The 16906-nt window shown below is 71.1% G+C and carries 18 protein-coding genes and 1 pseudogene; 8 read left to right on the forward strand and 11 right to left on the reverse strand.

Annotated elements, in window-relative coordinates:
* The first annotated feature begins 12 nt into the window (after positions 1–12).
* The gene (locus tag LY40_RS02425) at positions 13–573 is read left to right on the forward strand and encodes a GNAT family N-acetyltransferase (protein WP_258935808.1); all 561 of its coding nucleotides are present in this window, start codon (positions 13–15) and stop codon (positions 571–573) included.
* Here the strand turns inward: LY40_RS02425 and LY40_RS02430 are convergent.
* Complete coding sequence (locus tag LY40_RS02430) at positions 545–1003, reverse strand: nitroreductase/quinone reductase family protein (protein ID WP_258936251.1); 459 nt, start codon at positions 1001–1003, stop codon at positions 545–547. The genes LY40_RS02425 and LY40_RS02430 overlap by 29 nt on opposite strands.
* Positions 998–1213: pseudogene (locus LY40_RS02435) on the reverse strand (nitroreductase family deazaflavin-dependent oxidoreductase); the annotation flags it as partial. The pseudogene LY40_RS02435 and the gene LY40_RS02430, both read right to left, overlap by 6 nt.
* A 149-nt stretch (positions 1214–1362) precedes the next feature.
* On the opposite strand from LY40_RS02435, the gene LY40_RS02440 reads away from it, so the two are divergent.
* Positions 1363–2247, forward strand: coding sequence for a phosphotransferase family protein (locus LY40_RS02440; RefSeq protein WP_258935809.1), 885 nt, complete (start codon positions 1363–1365; stop codon positions 2245–2247).
* Between the two features lie 70 nt (positions 2248–2317).
* Here LY40_RS02440 and egtD read toward each other — a convergent pair whose 3' ends face one another.
* From egtD to LY40_RS02460, 4 genes are all read right to left on the reverse strand, one after another.
* Entirely contained in the window at positions 2318–3289 is a 972-nt protein-coding gene (egtD, locus tag LY40_RS02445; protein WP_183785771.1) for an L-histidine N(alpha)-methyltransferase, read from the reverse strand.
* Entirely contained in the window at positions 3286–4059 is a 774-nt protein-coding gene (gene egtC / locus LY40_RS02450) for an ergothioneine biosynthesis protein EgtC (protein WP_258935810.1), read from the reverse strand. Before egtC ends, egtD begins: the two co-directional genes overlap by 4 nt.
* Positions 4060–4062: 3 nt before the next feature.
* Positions 4063–5493 carry an ergothioneine biosynthesis protein EgtB gene (egtB, locus tag LY40_RS02455; protein ID WP_258935811.1) on the reverse strand — a complete coding sequence of 477 codons (1431 nt, stop codon included), beginning with the start codon at positions 5491–5493 and terminating at the stop codon, positions 4063–4065.
* Positions 5494–5579: 86 nt separating this feature from the next.
* On the reverse strand, positions 5580–6833 hold the full coding sequence (locus LY40_RS02460) for a glutamate-cysteine ligase family protein (RefSeq protein WP_258935812.1): 1254 nt from the start codon (positions 6831–6833) through the stop codon (positions 5580–5582).
* Positions 6834–7161: 328 nt separating this feature from the next.
* On the opposite strand from LY40_RS02460, the gene LY40_RS02465 reads away from it, so the two are divergent.
* The 5 genes from LY40_RS02465 to LY40_RS02485 all read left to right on the forward strand — a co-directional run bounded on the left by LY40_RS02465 (position 7162) and on the right by LY40_RS02485 (position 12603).
* A complete protein-coding gene (locus LY40_RS02465) occupies positions 7162–7740 on the forward strand; it encodes a TetR/AcrR family transcriptional regulator (protein ID WP_183785777.1) in 579 nt (192 codons plus the stop codon).
* Positions 7741–7981: 241 nt separating this feature from the next.
* Positions 7982–9298, forward strand: coding sequence for a hemolysin family protein (locus LY40_RS02470; RefSeq protein ID WP_183785779.1), 1317 nt, complete (start codon positions 7982–7984; stop codon positions 9296–9298).
* Positions 9295–10341, forward strand: a complete 1047-nt coding sequence (locus tag LY40_RS02475; RefSeq protein WP_258935813.1) for a hemolysin family protein — start codon at positions 9295–9297, stop codon at positions 10339–10341. The genes LY40_RS02470 and LY40_RS02475 overlap by 4 nt, the downstream gene beginning before the upstream one ends.
* On the forward strand, positions 10331–11227 hold the full coding sequence (locus tag LY40_RS02480; protein WP_258935814.1) for a 3-methyladenine DNA glycosylase: 897 nt from the start codon (positions 10331–10333) through the stop codon (positions 11225–11227). Before LY40_RS02475 ends, LY40_RS02480 begins: the two co-directional genes overlap by 11 nt.
* A gap of 86 nt (positions 11228–11313) precedes the next feature.
* The gene (locus LY40_RS02485; protein WP_258935815.1) at positions 11314–12603 is read left to right on the forward strand and encodes a substrate-binding domain-containing protein; all 1290 of its coding nucleotides are present in this window, start codon (positions 11314–11316) and stop codon (positions 12601–12603) included.
* Positions 12604–12837: 234 nt separating this feature from the next.
* Here the strand turns inward: LY40_RS02485 and LY40_RS02490 are convergent, their stop codons facing one another.
* On the reverse strand, positions 12838–13407 hold the full coding sequence (locus LY40_RS02490) for a MerR family transcriptional regulator (RefSeq protein ID WP_183785785.1): 570 nt from the start codon (positions 13405–13407) through the stop codon (positions 12838–12840).
* A gap of 235 nt (positions 13408–13642) precedes the next feature.
* Between LY40_RS02490 and LY40_RS02495 the strand changes: the two genes are divergently transcribed.
* Positions 13643–14317: a TetR/AcrR family transcriptional regulator gene (locus LY40_RS02495; RefSeq protein WP_258935816.1), complete on the forward strand. Its 675-nt coding sequence runs from the start codon at positions 13643–13645 to the stop codon at positions 14315–14317.
* A 6-nt stretch (positions 14318–14323) separates the two neighbouring features.
* Here LY40_RS02495 and LY40_RS02500 read toward each other — a convergent pair whose 3' ends face one another.
* The 4 genes from LY40_RS02500 to gcvH form a co-directional block, all read right to left on the reverse strand.
* Positions 14324–14797 carry a bifunctional nuclease family protein gene (locus tag LY40_RS02500; RefSeq protein WP_183785789.1) on the reverse strand — a complete coding sequence of 158 codons (474 nt, stop codon included), beginning with the start codon at positions 14795–14797 and terminating at the stop codon, positions 14324–14326.
* 290 nt (positions 14798–15087) lie between these two features.
* The gene (ftsR, locus tag LY40_RS02505; RefSeq protein WP_258935817.1) at positions 15088–15849 is read right to left on the reverse strand and encodes a transcriptional regulator FtsR; all 762 of its coding nucleotides are present in this window, start codon (positions 15847–15849) and stop codon (positions 15088–15090) included.
* Complete coding sequence (gene garA / locus LY40_RS02510; RefSeq protein ID WP_183785793.1) at positions 15846–16298, reverse strand: glycogen accumulation regulator GarA; 453 nt, start codon at positions 16296–16298, stop codon at positions 15846–15848. The genes ftsR and garA overlap by 4 nt, the downstream gene beginning before the upstream one ends.
* Positions 16299–16436: 138 nt before the next feature.
* Complete coding sequence (gene gcvH / locus LY40_RS02515; protein ID WP_228726480.1) at positions 16437–16829, reverse strand: glycine cleavage system protein GcvH; 393 nt, start codon at positions 16827–16829, stop codon at positions 16437–16439.
* Between the last annotated feature and the right edge of the window lie 77 nt (positions 16830–16906).

Genomic DNA, 16906 nt, shown 5'->3' on the forward strand with positions numbered 1-16906 from the left:
TTCCGTGTCGGAGTGATCCCCTCCGACGTCTTCCGCGACCTGCCGGTCCTGACCGACGACCGGCTGCGTCTCGTCCCGCTCGCCGAGGAGCATTTCGACGGGGTGCGGCGGATGCTCGACGATCCTGTCGGTCGCCGGCTGACCGGTACGCACCACACGTTCACCGACGACGAGGTGCGCCGGCACCTGGCGACCAGGGCCGACCATCACGACCGCGCGGACTGGGCCATCACCGAAGCCGCCACGGGCGCGTTCCTCGGCGAGGCGGTGCTGCACGAGCTGGACGCTCCGAACGCCACGGCGGGTTATCGCATCTCACTGCTCGGCCCGGAGGTCTTCAGCCGCGGCTACGGCACCGCGGCGACCCGGCTGGTGCTGAACTACGCGTTCGACGTGGCCGGACTGCACCGCGTGGGGCTGGAGGTGTTCGACTTCAACGTCCGCGCCCAGCGGGTCTACGAGAAGTGCGGGTTCGTCCGGGAAGGTATCTACCGCAGCGCGCTGTACTGGGACGGCATCTGGCACGACGTGATCGCGATGGGGATCATCGCGAGCGATCCGCGACCGGCGTGAGCACGAAGATGGGAAAGTCGCGGCCCGCCTGGTCCCGTTCCATGCCGTAACCGGGCCAGAACGCCAGCACCCGCCGCCACATGGCATCGCGGTCGAGGCCGGTGAGTTCCCTGGCGCGCACCGCGATGTCCTTGCCGCGCACCAGCACGCGGGCGTCCGGGCACGCACGCAGGTTGAGCGCCCATGCCGGATCGTGGGCGCGGCCCCAGTTCGACCCGGTGACAACGAAGATCTCGCCGTCGTCTCCCGTCTCCCCTTGCCCGCCCACGGCGCCCCGTGCGGTGCCACGCCCGGGCGCGTTGCCGGGCGTCCGATCATCGGAGGCTTGGGCATCGGAGGCCTCGCCGCCCCGAGCCTCATCGTCCCGAGCTTCATCGCCCCGAACCTCGCCGCCCGGAGCTTCATCGTCCGGAGCCCGGCGGTCGGGCATGTAGAGCAGGTTGTTCTCCCGCGGCTGTCCGGTCCGCCGACCCGTGGTGACCAGCCGCAACGACGGCAGGCCCGCGATGCCGACCAGACTGGCCCGTCCTCGGGAAGCGCGGTGCAGGCGCGTGTCGGCCCACACGATGCCCTCGGCGAGCTTCATCAACGACCGCCGTCGGCCGAGGACCCGGGCAACGGCGGGCAGAGGGTTCCGCATACCGGACATTCGATCATTTCCGACGGACGTGCCGCACATCGGTTTCCCGCCGGTGTACGGCACCGGCCCGGTGCACGGGCCTCACGGGCCGTCGAGCCGCGCCGGCCGAGTACCGTGTCGACGCCCCCTCACGCGAAGGGACGTCACCCGTGTCGCTCGTCGCCTCCCCCGCGCCCGGGGCCCTGTCCGCCGCCGCCCGGGTGGCGGGACCGGGCTCATCGGTCGCCTCCGTGTCCCCGCTGACCGGTGGTGCGCATGCGTCGACCTTCCTGGTCCGAACCACGAATCCGGATCGGGACCTGATTCTGCGACAGTTCGAGGCCGGCGACCCCGCGGCCGACGACGAGGCGCGCGCACTGCGGATCATCGACACGGCCGGGGGCCTTGCTCCGCGGCTACTGGCCCGCAGTGGTGATGCTCCGGACACGACACCGTGGGTGCTGATCAGTCGAATGCCGGGCACGGCCGACATCCGTCCGGCCGATCCCCACCGTGCCGCCCGCCAACTCGGCGAGACACTGGCGCGGCTCCATTCCGCGGAATGCGGCAGCTCCCCGCAGCTGCAGACCGTGTTCGAACGACGCGGCCGCCGGACCCGGTTGTCGGGCCCGGCGGCTTCGGTCGTGGACGCCCTGTGGCACACGACGATCGCCGCGGCACCGCTGGTACTGACGCACGGCGACTACCAGTCCGGCAACGTGGTCTGGTCCGGCGACCGGCTCACCGGCGTCGTCGATTGGGAAGGCGCCGCCCGCGGCCCTGCCGGGTACGACCTGAGCTGGTGCCGGTTCGACCTGTACCTGTTGTACGGCGAACCGGTGGCCGACACGTGCCTGCGGGCATATCGGGAGGCCGGTGGACTGGTGCACGACCCGTATCCGTGGGACCTGTGGACGTTGGCGCGGTCGCACCGTTCGGTGGAGACGTGGGTACCCAACTACCGCGATCTCGGCCGCACCGACCTCACGGCCGCGGAACTGCGCCGGCGGCACACGGCGTGGACGACCGACCTCCTCCGCCGCCACGAGGGGTGACCCGCCGGCCCGGGGTACCGGCCGCAGAACACGCGGGGCCGGGTGCAGAACACGCGGCAGGACGCAGTCGTCACACGGCGCGGGAGAGGGAGACACCGAACCGGTTCGCCTCGTCGGTCCACCAGTGTTCGCGGGTGAACCCGGCGTCGGCGAGTTCGGACCGCACCACCTCGGGCCGGAACTTGGCGGAGACCTCGGTCCGCAGGTGCTCGCCGGCGCGGAACTCGACGTCCAGCCCGGCGCCCGGCACGTGCACCACCAGATCGCGACGCGCGCGCAGGCGCATCTCGATCCACTCGTGCTCGGCGTCCCACACCGCCACGTGGTCGAAGTCCGCCGGGTCCGCGTCCGCGCCCAGCCGGGCGTTCAGCACGGTGAGCACGTTGCGGTTGAACTCGGCCGTCACACCGCGCGCGTCGTCGTAGGCGGCCACGAGAGTGGCGGGATCCTTCACGAGGTCGGTTCCGAGCAACAGCCACTCCCCCGGTTTCAGCACCGCACGCACCGACCGGAGGAACGCCGCACGTTCGGCGGGCGGGAAGTTCCCGATCGTGCCGCCGAGGAACGCCACCAGTCGGGGCGACGTGCCCGGCAGCTCGCCGAGATTCGCGGTGAAGTCCCCGACGACGCCGTGCACGGCCAGGTCCGGGTAGTCCGCGGCGATCGCCTCGGCCGCCTCCGTCAGCGCCGAGGCGGACACGTCCTGGGGCACGAAGCCCGTCAGTGTGCCCGCCGACCGCAGCGCGTCGAGCAGCGCACGCGTCTTCTCACTCGATCCGGCGCCGAGTTCCACGAGTGTGCGCGCCCCGGTGGCGGCGGCGACCGCGGGCGCCTCGCGCAGGAGCACCTCCCGCTCGGCGCGCGTGGGGTAGTACTCGGGCAGCGCGGTGATCTCTTCGAACAGCTCACTGCCCCGCGCGTCGTAGAACCACGTGGCGGGCAACCATTTCTGCGACGCGGACAGTCCTTCCCGGACGTCCTGCCGCAGCGCCGTGGTCAGGTCGTCGCCGCTGCGGTGCCGTTCGATGATCACGTTGTTCACTCGGAGCTCCGTTCGTCGATGGGCAGGATCTCGCTGGTGACCCCGCCGGTGGAGTCCCGGCGGGCGACGACGAGGTGACCGTCCGGAACGGGCCGCCATGCCGGGTCACCGTCGTAGGGTTCGGAGGCCACGGCGACACCGCCGGCCGCGACGCGGACCGACAGCGAGTGGGTCCATGCCGTCGCGACGAGCAGGTCTCGATCCGCGAGCAGGAGGTTCAGCCGGGACCCCGGTGCAGCGCGGTCCACATCGGACACCAATTGCGCGACCTCGCCCACCGGGTCGCCGCCCGCGGCCAACCGGTGCCGCAGCAACGCCCACAGCAGCGCCGAATCGGTGCGCGATTCGAGCCCCAGCAGGTCGACGACCGGCAGTTTTTCCGCAAGTCCCGCGACCGAGGACGGCCAGCCGGCCACCACCCCGTTGTGGCTGAACATCCACCGGTCGTCGGCCAGGGGCGCACACGCCGCCTCCTCGACCGGCATCCCCGGGGTACCCGATCGCACCGCGCCGACGAACACCGGCGGACGTAACGTCTCGACGAGCCGCGGCAGGGTGCCGTCGGTCCACATCGGACGAGCACGGCGGTACTGCACCGGAGGACCCGCGTCGTCGGCCAGCCAGGCGAGACCGAACCCGTCGGCGCTGACGGTGCCGCCGCCGCGCATGTCCGCCGGGGCGTAGGACTGCACGAGCAGCGCGTGCGGCGCTTCGATCAGCGAGCCCGTGGGAGAGGTCGGGACGCCGAGATACGCCAGATGCCGGCACACCGCTCACACCACCTCGTCACGGGACAGGTCGCGCGCACAGCGGAACCCCGTGAAAATCTGCCGCCGGATCGGGAAGTCCCAGTTGCGGAACGTGCCACGGATCGCCACCGGATCCGTGCCGAACGAACCGCCGCGCAGGACCTTGTGGTCACTGCCGAAGAACACCTCGGAGTACTCGCGGTACGGGAACGCCGCGAATCCCGGATAGCCTCGGAAATCCGTGGCCGTCCATTCCCAGACGTCGCCGATCAGCTGATGCGCCCCCACCGGCGACGCGCCGTCCGGGTAGGCGCCGACCGGCGCGGGACGCAGGTGCCGCTGTCCGAGGTTGGCGCGGTCGACAGTGGGTTCGTCGTCGCCCCACGGGTAGCGCAGCGACCGTCCGGACGCCGGCTCGTAGCGGGCCGCCTTCTCCCATTCGGCCTCGGTGGGTAGCCGTTTCCCCGCCCACGCGGCGTAGGCCGCTGCCTCGTGGAACGACACGTGCAGCACCGGTTCGTCGGCCGGTACCGGCTCGTCCACGCCGAATCGCCTGCGCCGCCAGCGCTCGCCGTCCCGATACCAGAATCGCGGCGCGGTGATGCCGTTGCCGGTCACGTACGCCCAGCCCTCGTCGTTCCACCACCGCGGATCGGTGTACCCGCCCGCGTCGACGAACGCGGCGTACCGCTCACACGTCACGGGGACCGTGTCGAGCGCGAAGGCGTCGACGTACACCTCGTGGGCCGGCCGTTCGTTGTCGAGCGCCCACGGTTCCACCGACGTCCCCATGACGAACGGGCCCGCGGGAACGACGACCTCCTCCGGCAGCGGACCGGCACGCCTGCCCGGCGGGGCGGGCGCGTCGAGCAGCGGATCGCCGCGGCGCAGCTGATGGGTGGCGAGCATCGTCTCGTCGTGTTGCTGCTCGTGCTGGGCGATCATGCCGAACGCGAACCCCGACGCGGTCAGTCCGCCGCCCTCCAGCGGAGCGCGGTCGAGGGCGTCGAGTGCCTTCTCCCTGACCTGGCCGACGTAGGCGCGCGCCTCGTCCGGTCCGAGCAGCGGCAGTGCCGGCCGGTCGGAACGCGGATGCTGGAACGCGTCGTAGAGGTCGTCGATGTCGGGGCGCAGCGGTTCACGACCCCCGACGTCCCGTACGAGCCAGATCTCCTCCTGGCTGCCGACGTGCGCGAGATCCCACACCAGCGGTGACATGAGCTTCGAATGCTGCCGGGTGAGCTCCTCGTCGTCGATGTCGGTCAGCGCCGCGGTGCGCCGGCGCGCCCGGTCCAGTGCCGTGGCCGCGTGGGCACGCAGGTCTTCGGCGGTGTCGGCGCCGTGCCGCCCGGTGGGGCCGCTCGCCGCGCCGACGGGCTCGGCCGAGTCTGCGGAGTCGGGTGCGCCGGACACCTCCGCGGCGGCGGGAACCGGGGAACGATCGAACGCGGCCATGCTTCCTCCTCGAAGGACAACGGGGACGATCAACGGGTTGACGCACCGGGATGTCGGCACACCGGCGACGTCTGCCGGTGTCGGCGTCACGCGGCGCGCTGGCGGCCGTCGAGCCGGGCTGCGACGGCGGTGGCGATCTCGTCGACGAGCGCCGGTGCCAGGCCGAGGTCGGCCAGCCCGTCGCAGCCGAGCTCGGCGACCGCACGGGCGCCGCGGTGCAGTGCGGGGTCGGCAAGCCCCAGACGGGCGGCGTCGGCCCAGCGGCCCTCGGTGGGCGCACAGACCTCGAGGACCCGGTCGACGACCACGGGGCTGCGCAGCAGCGCCGTCAGCAGTGCGACGGGATCGACCCAGCGGCCGGCGGGCTGGGCGTCGACGTAGCGCACCTCGAGGTGTCCTCGCGGCCGGACCGGCGTGAACAGTGTGGTCAGGTGGTAGTCCAGGTCTTCGAAGGTCGGCGGAGCCCAGTGACGCGCGGCACCGCGGCGGGCGATCCAGTCGGCGAACGTCACCCGGCCGGGGGCGTCCCACGCGCCGGTCGTGCGCCTGCGCACCATCAAAGGCGTGTCCAGCACACGGGAGGCCCAGCGCGCGGGCGGATCGTCGACGGCGCCGCCGCACGCGGCAGGGTCGGTGCGCGCGGGTTCGGTGCCCATGACGGCCCGCCAGCGCGCCGAGGCGTACCCCGTGTCGCGGCCAGCGTGCGTGCGCGAGTTGGCGAACAACGCGAGCAGGACGGGACCGAGGGCGTGGACGGCCGCCCACCGGGCGGGCACCGCGTCGGGCTCACCGGCGTCGACGCACACCTGCACCGCCGCGGTACTGCACATCATCGTCTCGCCACCGGGGCCGAACTCTGCGAAACGGCGTTGCATCGCGGCATACCGTGCCGTGTCGAGGACGCGCACGGGTGGGCGCAGCGGGTCGATCGCCCGCTCACCCAGCACGAGGCCCTCGCCTGCGAGCAGATCGGCGACGTGGGCGAGGTCGGCACCGGCGTCGGTGACCAGTGCCTGCACCGAGGAGTGAGGGCGGGTGGAGATCTCCACCTGACCGCCCGGTTCGAGGGTGAGCGCCGACCCGGCGGGCAGCGGCGCGGCGCGGCCGCCGGGCACCAGGGTGGCCGGGGCGTGCCCGCCGAGTGCCCGGCGCAGGCGGGCGGGGTCCGGAGGGCGACGGGGGGCGAGGGCGTCGTGGACGAGGAATTCGAGCTCGGCACCGGTCAGCCGCGGGGGGCCGTGTTTGAAACAGACCGAGGCGACATAGGCCTCCCCTGCGGCGCGATCGGCGATCGCGCACGCGGCGACCTCGGCGGCCGCCTCCCGCGCACCCGTCGACACCGGAGCACCCGGACCGGCGCCGCCTCCGTGCGAGCCGCCGGGCGGCGAGAGGTTCGGCGCCGATGCCTCGGAGGGCGAGGTGCCCGGAGGTCGAGTGTCGGTGGGGGTGTCCGGGGTTGGAGTGACAGAACCGTGCATCGCCGTCATGCGACCACCGCATCCGCTCGAGGACCGTCGGTGTCGGACGCTACCGGCGGCCACCGACAATCGCAGCCTCTGCGCGTGAACCCCGCGCGAATAACCCGCGCGGGTGGCGCGGGGTCGACCCACCCTCCCAGTACGTACGTACGGTTTGCATCCGATCCCCGCCCGGTGTCAAGATCGATGAATGCCACGGGTCAGCCAGGACCACCTCGAGGCGCGTCGGCGCCAGATCCTCGACGGGGCACGCCTGTGTTTCGGACGATTCGGCTACGAGGGTGCCACCGTCCGCAGGCTCGAAGAGGCGACCGGCCTGTCACGCGGCGCCATCTTCCACCACTTCCGCGACAAGGAGTCGCTGTTCCTCGCGCTGGCAGAGGACGACGCCTCCCGCATGGCCGACGTCGTCGCCCAGCAGGGTCTCGTCCAGGTGATGCGCGACCTGCTGGCCGGCGACTCCGAACATCCCGCCGACTGGCTCGGCACCCGTCTCGAGGTCTCCCGCAGGCTGCGAACCGATCCGGAGTTCCGCGGCCGCTGGGCCGAGCACTCGCAGCAGCTGACCATCGCCACCCGCAAACGGCTCGAATGGCAGCGCCGGTCCGGCAACCTGCGCGACGACATCGGGGTCGACGTCCTCGCCGAGTACCTGCAGCTCGTCCTCGAGGGCCTGGTCTCCCACCTCGCCATGGGCCTGCCCGCCGACGACCTGGAACCCGTCCTGGACGTCGTCGAGGACAGCGTCCGCCGCCACCGGAGCGACTGAACCCGCCCGTCGGCGCGGCACGGCGCAGGCCCGCCCGGTTCGGGAACTCCGCCGCCGTCGCCACCGTTTGTCCTGGTTAGGATACCCCTGTTCCCTGACGGTCCGTGTTCCCCGAGGAGTTGACGTCGTTCGTGCGCGATGCGCAGTCACCGGGAGACAGTATTCGGCCGGGTGACAGACCCGGCTCACCGATGTCTCCCCTCTCCCGCCCCGATCATCAGGACCAGGGCGGCGCAGTCTGATGGACGTCCTGCTCACCATCGGGGGCCTGCTGGTCGTCGTGCTGCTGACCGTCGGCACCGGGCTCGCGGTGGCCGCGGAGTTCTCCCTGACCACGCTCGAACGCAGCACCATCGAGGCCAACGTCCGCCAGGTCGGCGACCGCCGGTCGAAGACCGTCCTCAAGGCGCACCGGACCCTGTCGTTCCAACTGTCCGGCGCCCAGGTCGCGATCACGCTGACGACTCTGCTCACCGGCTACGTCGCCGAGCCCCTGCTGGGCAAGGTCCTCCGGCCCGCGCTGACGGGCCTCGGCCTGCCCGACAGCGGTGCGCGCGGTGCCTCCCTGGTGCTGTCGATGCTGCTCGCCACCGTGTTGTCCATGGTCATCGGCGAGATGGTGCCGAAGAACCTCGCCGTCTCGCTGCCGCTGAAGACGGCGCGAGCGGTGGCCGGATATCACTCCCGGTTCTCTGCGCTGTTCCGCTGGCTGATCACGCTCATGAACAACAGCGCCAACGTCGTCGTCCGCAAGCTCGGCATCGAACCGCAGGAGGAGTTGCGGTCGGCGCGTTCACCCCAGGAGCTGGGCTCGATCGTGCGCACGAGCGCAGCCAGCGGCACCCTCGACGTCGCGACGGCCCAGCTGCTCGACCGGTCGCTGCGGTTCGGCGAGCGCACCGCGGCCGAACTGATGACCCCGCGCGTGCGCGTCCAGTCGCTGCACGTCGACGACGCGGTCGCCGACCTCGTCGACCTCTCGCGCAGCACCGGACTGTCCCGCTTCCCCGTGTACCGCGAGGACCTCGACGACGTCCAGGGCGCCGTGCACATCAAACAGGCGTTCACGGTCCGCGCCGACGAACGCCGCACGGTGCCGATCGGCTCGGTGATGCGCCCCGTCCCGACGGTACCCGAGTCGCTGCCGGGGGACGCGTTGCTCGACCGGCTCCGTGCCTCCCGGTTCCAGCTCGCGATCGTGGTCGACGAATACGGTGGCAGCGCAGGACTCGTCACCCTCGAAGACGTGGTCGAGGAGATCATCGGCGACGTACGGGACGAACACGACGACCGCGAGGAGCCGGCCTCACAGCAGATCGGCGCCGACAGCTGGGCGGTCTCCGGACAGCTGCGCGGTGACGAGGTCGCCGACATCACCGGGTTCGCCATGCCCGACGGCGACTACGAGACGATCGCAGGCCTGATCCTCGAACGGCTCGGCCGCATCCCCGACGCCGGCGACGCGGTGGACATCGACGGCTGGCGGCTCACCGTCACGGAGATGGACCGGCACCGCATCGCCGAGGTCCGCGTCGAGCGACGGGAGGTGCCCGCGTGAACGACTGGGTCGCCATCTCGCTGATCGCCGTCCTGCTGGGGTTGAACGCGTTCTTCGTCGGCGCCGAGTTCGCGCTCATCTCCTCCCGCCGCGACCGCCTCGAAGCGCTGTTGGAAGCGGGCAAGAGCCGCGCGAAAATCGTCATCAAGGCGGGCCAGAACGTGTCGCTGATGCTCGCCGGCGCCCAGCTGGGCATCACGGTGTGCTCGCTGCTGCTGCTCCAGTTCGGCGAACCGGCGGTGGCGCACCGGCTCGAGGCCGCCGTCAACGCGCTCGGTGTGCCCCTGCCCGCGTACGTGGTCCACGCCGTCGCCTTCGTCGTCACACTCGTGGCCATCACCCTGCTGCACGTGCTGGTCGGCGAGATGGTGCCGAAGAACATCGCGATCGCCGAGCCGGAGCGAATGGCGCTGTGGCTCGTGCCCGTGCACGTGGCGTGGGTCCGGGTGGTGCACCCGTTCCTCTGGTTGCTCAACGGCATCGCCAACGGCGCACTCCGGCTGATGCGGGTCGAGCCGAAGGACGAGGTCGACACCGGCTACACCTCCGACGAGCTGGCGGCGCTGCTCAGCGAGTCGCGCAGGGAGGGGCTCATCGAGCACGCCGAGCACCGGCGCCTGTCACAGACGCTCTCGTCGGCCGACAAGACGGTCGCCGACATCGTCGTGCCGATGTCCGAGCTGCGCACCGTGCCGGACCACCCCACGCTCGGCGACGTCGAGGCAGCCGTGTCGGCCACCGGGTTCTCCCGCTACCCGCTCCGCGCCGACGACGGCGAGCTCGTCGGATACCTGCACGTCAAGGACATGCTCGCCCACCTCGGCGACGACCCGGGCGCACACGTTCCAGCGGACAAGATCCGGCGGCTGACCGAGCTGCCGGTGCACGCGCGCCTCGACACGGCCCTGTCGGCGATGCGCCGGGAGGGCAGCCACCTGGCCACGGCCACCGACGACAGCGGCGCGGTGGTCGGAGTGGCGGCGCTGGAGGATCTGGTCGAGGAGTACGTCGGCACGGTGCGGGACGGCACGCATGTCACCTGACACGATGCTCACCGAGTCGGAGTGGCGTGCCATGGAGGAGGCGCACGCCGCCCGAATGCGGCCGTGGACCGGGCCGCACCAGGCACGGCGGTCCCGCGGCGAGAAGCATCCGGTGCTGGACTTCCTGTTCACGTACTACTCGCTGCCGCCCTCGCAGTTGGAACGGTGGCAGCCGGGACCCGGCGTACTGCTCACCGGCGAGGGCTCCCGCCGGTTCCTCGACCGCACCGGGTACGTCGCCACCGGCGACGGCGTCCACGCCGATCCGGTACTGCCGCCCAAGCGGGCACGCATGGCGCGCTACGTCGTCTCGCTGTTGGAGGCGACGGCCGCACGACCGGCCCGGCTCAACTGCTTCGGGCTCCACGAATGGGCGATGGTGTATCAGCACCCGGTCGATCAGGTCCGACACGCTCAGTTACCGCTGCGGCTGGGCTCCGAAGGTACGGACGACGTCGTCGAAAGCCTCGACATCCGCTGCGGCCACTTCGACGCCTTCCGGTTCTTCACCGAACCGGCACGGCCGCTGAACACGCTGCAGCCGACCCGCGAGACGCAGCGTGAGCTCGATCAACCTGGGTGCCTGCACGTCGGTATGGACCTGTACAAATGGGCTTACAAGCTCGGTCCGCTCGTACCGTCCGAACTGCTCGGCGACTGCTTCGAACTGGCAGCCGACATCCGCGTACTCGACATGCGCGCGAGTCCGTACGACCTGTCGGCACTCGGCTACTCCCCCGTGCGCATCGAGACCCCGGCGGGCCGGGCGGAGTACGCACGGCAGCAGGCCGCGTTCGCCCGGCGCGCGGCTCCGCTACGCGAACGGTTGATCACCCTCTACCGCGGGTTGCTTTCGGCGACGGAAGTCGGATCCGAATCACAGTGATCCAGCGGGCTGGGCTGTTAGGGTGGTTACGTTTTTGTCACGTCGACAGAGTGTGATCAGCACTCCGTGCAGGTGAGAGGACGCGAATGGGGCGGCACTACCGAGCCGAGGACCCGGCTCCCGGGCAGCCTGATCCGCTGCGCAAGGCCAGACAGGCGATCGGCGGCGCACGTACAGGCGGCTCGCCGGACGACTGGTTCCGCGACACGACGACGCCGCCGGCGGCGTACCGCAGCGCGCCCGGCTACTCACCGGCCCCGGACGACGTCCTGTCCACCTCACCGGCGATGCACCCGGTGGCACAGGCCCACACCGGCGACGAGAGCGCGGCCGAACTGACCACGCGTATCGATCCCGTCCCTGCCGCGGGGCCGTCCGGCGGCACAGGTCCCGCCGAGGACGCGGCGACTCGTCCCGCGGCGGCAGGCAGGCCCCCGCGGCCGCGTCCGCGCCCGGACCGCCCGCACGTCCACGACGCCGGCCGCCCGGCGGTCACCGACTCGCCCGCCGGAGCCGGCAGCGCGACGACGGCCCAGCCGGATACCACGCGAACATCCGGCGCGCCCTCGCCCGGCACGGCGCCGGCCAACCCGACTCCGGCCAACACGACCCCGGCCAACACGACCCCGGCCGCCGCGCCGTCGTCCGCGACGTCGGACGACCGCGACACGGTGACGTCGACCGGCGGCCGTCGGCGGGTCACCGCGACGGGCCGCCACAGCGCCGTCAGCGCCACGGGCGGTCGCAGGGCTGTCACGTCGACCGGCAGACACGGCACGGTCACGTCCACGGGCAGCCATCGCGCAGTGGACAAGAAGCCCAAGCGGAGGATTGCGGCGTGGCCGGTGGCCTGCGGTGTCCTCGTCGTGCTCATCGTGGCCGGAATCTTCGGCTGGAACTGGGCCGACGGCGTCCTGTCGAACCGTGCCGAGGCTCAGGCCGCGGCGTGCGAGGAAGGCGAGTCCACACTGCGGGTGGCCACCGCCCCGGCCGTGGCCGACCCCGTCCGGCAGGCCGCCAAAGCGTGGAACGACGAGGAAACCGTGGTCCACGGCCACTGCGTCACCGTCAAGGTGCAGCCGGGTACCTCGTCGGAGGTGTTCACCGACCTGACCGGCGATCGCACCCGTGGCACGCCCGCCGCGTGGATCATGGACGACACGAAGTGGTCGGACCGCCTCGCCTCGGACCAACCCGACCGGATCGGCGCGTCCCCGGAGAAGATCGCCTCCGGACCGGACGGCACGTTCACCTACGTCAGCCTCGCCGGCAACGGCGTGGACACGGTGCAGCAGCGGGCCGCGCAGTCGTTCCGTGCGCACCTGACCTCGCCGGAACAGCAGAAGCGATTCGCCGAGGCCGGGTTCACCGGCTGACGCGAGCTCACGGGGCGGGCTCGCGGGCCGGCTCCCGCACCTCCGTGCGGTTCTGCCGGCTTATCCGAGCGACGGCGAGGAGCAGTGGGCCGGCCACGAAAGACGAGCCGTATAGGACGTTATACAATGACCGGTGCGACCGCCCCGCACACAACTACACCCGCACACTCGGTGAGTGTCCGGGCGCTGGATGTCCGAGAGTCGCGTGTTCGGAAGTCGTGGTCGGGGTGTCGCTCAGCCGGTACGGCGGGCGTTACGCCGCTGGGTCAGCTCGTCGGCCACCGGCGTGTCCAACTCGCCGCCGTCGGCCCGCTCCGCGGGGAACTCGTGCAGCGAACCACTGATCTCCTGCATCGCACCACTGACGGCGATGCCGAACACGCCCTGTCCACCCTGCAGCAGATCGACGATCTCCTCCGGTGAGGTGCATTCGTAGACGGTCGTCCCGTCGGAGAACAGCGTCACCCTGGCCAGGTCACGCACTCCCCTGCCCCGCAGGTGATCGACCGCGACCCGGATGTTCTGCAGGGAGATACCCGTGTCGAGCAGCCGCTTGATGATCTTCAGGACCAGCAGGTCCTTGAACGAGTACAGCCGCTGCGACCCCGAACCGTGCGCCGTGCGGATACTGGGCGCGATCAGCTTGGTGCGCGCCCAGTAGTCCAGCTGGCGATAGGTGATTCCGGCGATCTGACAGGCCGCTGGGCCGCGGTAGCCGACCAGCTCATCCGGCAGTGAGTCGTCGGGAAACAACGCCCCCTGCTCGCCACCGTCGATGCCCCTGATCGGACTGTCGTCGACCACGCATGCCTCCTCTCGTCCGGCCGCGCGGCCGACGAAACAAGACCGCCGACCCGGGCGGGCCGACCGGTACGACCTACGCCCGTGCGGCCCGGTCGCCGGCCACGGCGCGTTTCGTCGCTCTTCGAACGGTATGCCTGCCCCACGGGGCGGTCAACGCGACGCGCGGGCACCGTGACGACATCTCGACCCGATTACGCGGTTGCCATGTTTTACTCACATGAGTAAACTATTACTCATGCAGGTAAACGCGTCGTCCGACGGACACCCGGACCTCGAGCTGTCCGACACCGAACTCACCGAGTTCGGCGCAGGCACCGGACTCACCCTCACCGAAGACGTCCGCCGCAGGCAGATCATCGATGCCACGATCTCGGCCATCGCCGAACTGGGCTACGTGAAGACCTCGTTCGCCCGGATCGTCGAACGGGCGGGACTGTCCAGCACGCGAATGGTCTCCTACCACTTCGCCGGCAAGAGTGATCTCGTCCAGGCGACGCTCGGAACCATCGTCGACCGGCAGGACACGTTCGTCGTCGAACGCCTCGCCGGCGAACAGGACCTCCGCCGGCTGCTGCTCGGCCAGCTCCGGGCCGAGGTCGCCTTCCTCGCGACGCATCCGCAGGAATCGACCGCACTCGTCGAGATCGGCACCCACGCCGCCACCGCCGACGACGCCGACGTCTCCGCTCAGGTCGTACACGCGATCCGGGTGGGCAGGTTCGAACGGCAACTCGCGCAAGGCACCCGCCATGGGGTGTTCCGCGAGTGCGATCCACAGATCATGGCGCTCACCATGCGCCAGGCGATCGACGGCGTCGTCCTCCGGCTCCGCCAGCAACCCTCGCTCGATCTGGACGCCTGCGGCCGCGAACTGGCCGACCTGTTCGACCGGGCCGTCCGCGCGGAGTGACGGCGGCTATGTGTCGGCGCCGCGGAAGTCCTCCGGCGACACGGAGTCGAGGAACTCGCGGAACTTCTCGACCTCGTCCTCCTGCTCGTCCGGGATGATCAGGCCGGCTTCGTCGAGCACGCCCTCTTCCGCGTGGATCGGCACCCCCATGCGGAGGGCGAGCGCAACCGAGTCACTGGGCCGCGCCGATACCCGCACGTCCCCGTCGAACACGAGCTCGGCGAAGAAGGTGCTCTCCTGCAGATCGGTGATGATCACCTGTTCGAGCTCGCGGCCGAGGCCGCCGATGACGTCCTTGAGCAGATCGTGAGTCAGCGGACGGGCCGGCCGCACGCCTTGCTGTTCCAAGGCGATCGCGGTCGCCTCCACCGAGCCGATCCAGATCGGCAGGTACCGCTCGCCTTCCGTCTCCCGCAGCAACAAGATCGGCTGGTTCGCGGGCAGCTCGACCCGGACGCCGACGACGCGCATCTCGCTCATCGGGCTTCGCCTCCCTCTCTGCGCGCGGGCTGCAGCGCTTCGCGGTGGATCAGCCGTTCGGCCGGCCCACGCGGGTTCCACGCGGACACCGCCGACGCTACCCGCCATCGGTGCGCTGTGCTCGCTTCTCACTCTCGCCGGCCCGGTCTCTTCGAGCCCGCCCTCAACCGTACGTCATCCCGGGCGCTACACCGAAGTTTCGCCACCCGGCTTCTGCAGCTGTGACCGCCGCACTGCTCCGTCCGAGCGCCCGGAGACCGCCGAATGCCGATCCCCGGTCGGCCGCGCGCTCACCCGTGGGTCAGCCCCCGGATGCCCGCCTTCACGAGGAGGGTGTGCAGCGTGACCGACAGGGCCGCCAGTTCGCGGACGAGCTCGTCCCCGCGTTCCCTGGCGCCCTCGTCGCGGTGCCGGTATACGGGCGCCGCAACCTGCTCGAGGAGCCCGACCTCACGGTCGGCCGAGACCCGCAACGCCCGCAGGTGCCGCGGTTCGATACCGAACGCCCCCATCGCGGTGACCGTCTTCGCGATCGTCACGGCGTCGGCGTCGTAGAACCCGCCGGCACCCGGCCGGATCAGGCCGTACTGGACGAGTTCGGCCAGCAGTGCCTCGTCGATCTCCGCCTCGGCCAGTAGCTCCTCCGAGGACAACCGGGCCGTGGCGTCGCCGGCGAAGTCGTCCGCCGTCGGCGCGGGCACACCGGTGTCCGGAGCGTCGAGCGGAACCAGCCGCCGCGCGGGCCGCGACCCCGGATCGGGAGTCGGTTCGCGCCCCGCGGCCGCGCCGCGATCCGCCGCCTCGAGCTGCTCCTTGATGACCTTCAGCGGGAGGTAATGATCTCGCTGGGCCGTCAGCACGAACCGGAGCCGCTCCACGTCGGCGCTCGTGAACTGACGGTAGCCGGACGGCGTGCGAGCAGGCCGGACCAGGCCCTCGGATTCGAGAAACCTGATCTTCGAGATCGTCACCCCGGGGAAATCCTTGCGCAGTTGCGCCAGCACGGCCCCGATGCTCAAACCCTCGCGTGGTTGCCGTCCGGCAGCCGTCACTGCGCCCCCTGGCCTCCGGTCAGGAACACCAGACGGAACTTGCCGATCTGCACTTCGTCGCCGCCCGCCAGGACGGCCTGGTCGACCGGCTCGCGGTTGACGTACGTGCCGTTGAGGCTGCCGACGTCGATCACGACGAACGACCCGCCTTCGCGGCGGAACTCCGCGTGCCGCCGCGAGACCGTGACGTCGTCGAGGAAGATATCGCTGTCGGGGTGCCGGCCCGCGCTCGTCGTGTCGCGGTCGAGCAGGAATCGCGAACCCGCGTTCGGGCCCCGCTTGACCACCAGCAACGCCGAGCCCGCGGGCAGCGCGTCAACGCCGGCCTCCTGCGGCTCGACCGCCGGCGCCTCCTGCCCTTCCCCTTCCGACAGGAAGTCCGCCCGGAACACGGAGGTCCTCTCCGGAGCTCCCTCCGGGGGAATCTCGGGCCCGTCGTTCGTGCTCACCTGAGCTCTCCTTACGCACTGACAGTGTGTCACTTGGCCTTCTCACCGCCCGTGGTCGCGAAACCGCAGGCGGCCATGAAACCTGGTGCGCCTCAACGTACCGCGCGGGCGGCCGCGCGCAATGCCCGGGCTCCCCGATCAACTCCCGGTCAGGCGCTGGTATGCCTCGGCATCGAGCAACCCCTCCAGGGTCGCCGGATCGGCGACGCGGAGTTCGACGAGCCAGCCTTCGCCGTAGGGGTCGCCGTTGATCAGCTCCGGGGTCGCAGTGACCGCGTCGTTGACGGCGATGACCTCGCCGTCCAGGGGCGCGTAGATCTCGGACACGCTCTTGGTCGACTCGACCTCGCCGAACGTGTCCCCCGCCGTCACCTCGGCGCCGGGCTCCGGCAGGTCGACGAACACCACGTCGCCCAGCTGGTCCTGGGCGTACTCGGTGATGCCCACCCGCACGACGCCCTCGTCGCGTTCGGCGACCCATTCGTGGTCCTCGGTGTAGCGCAGTTCCTCCGGTGTGGACTGTGCAGCCAAGGCCGTTCCCCTTTCACTCACTGCGTGGCCACGAACGAGGGGAATCGTCGCACGGCGCTGCGATCACGTCAGGCCGA

This window comes from Prauserella salsuginis (assembly GCF_024648885.1).
In the GTDB taxonomy this organism is placed as follows: Bacteria; Actinomycetota; Actinomycetes; order Mycobacteriales; family Pseudonocardiaceae; genus Prauserella; species Prauserella salsuginis.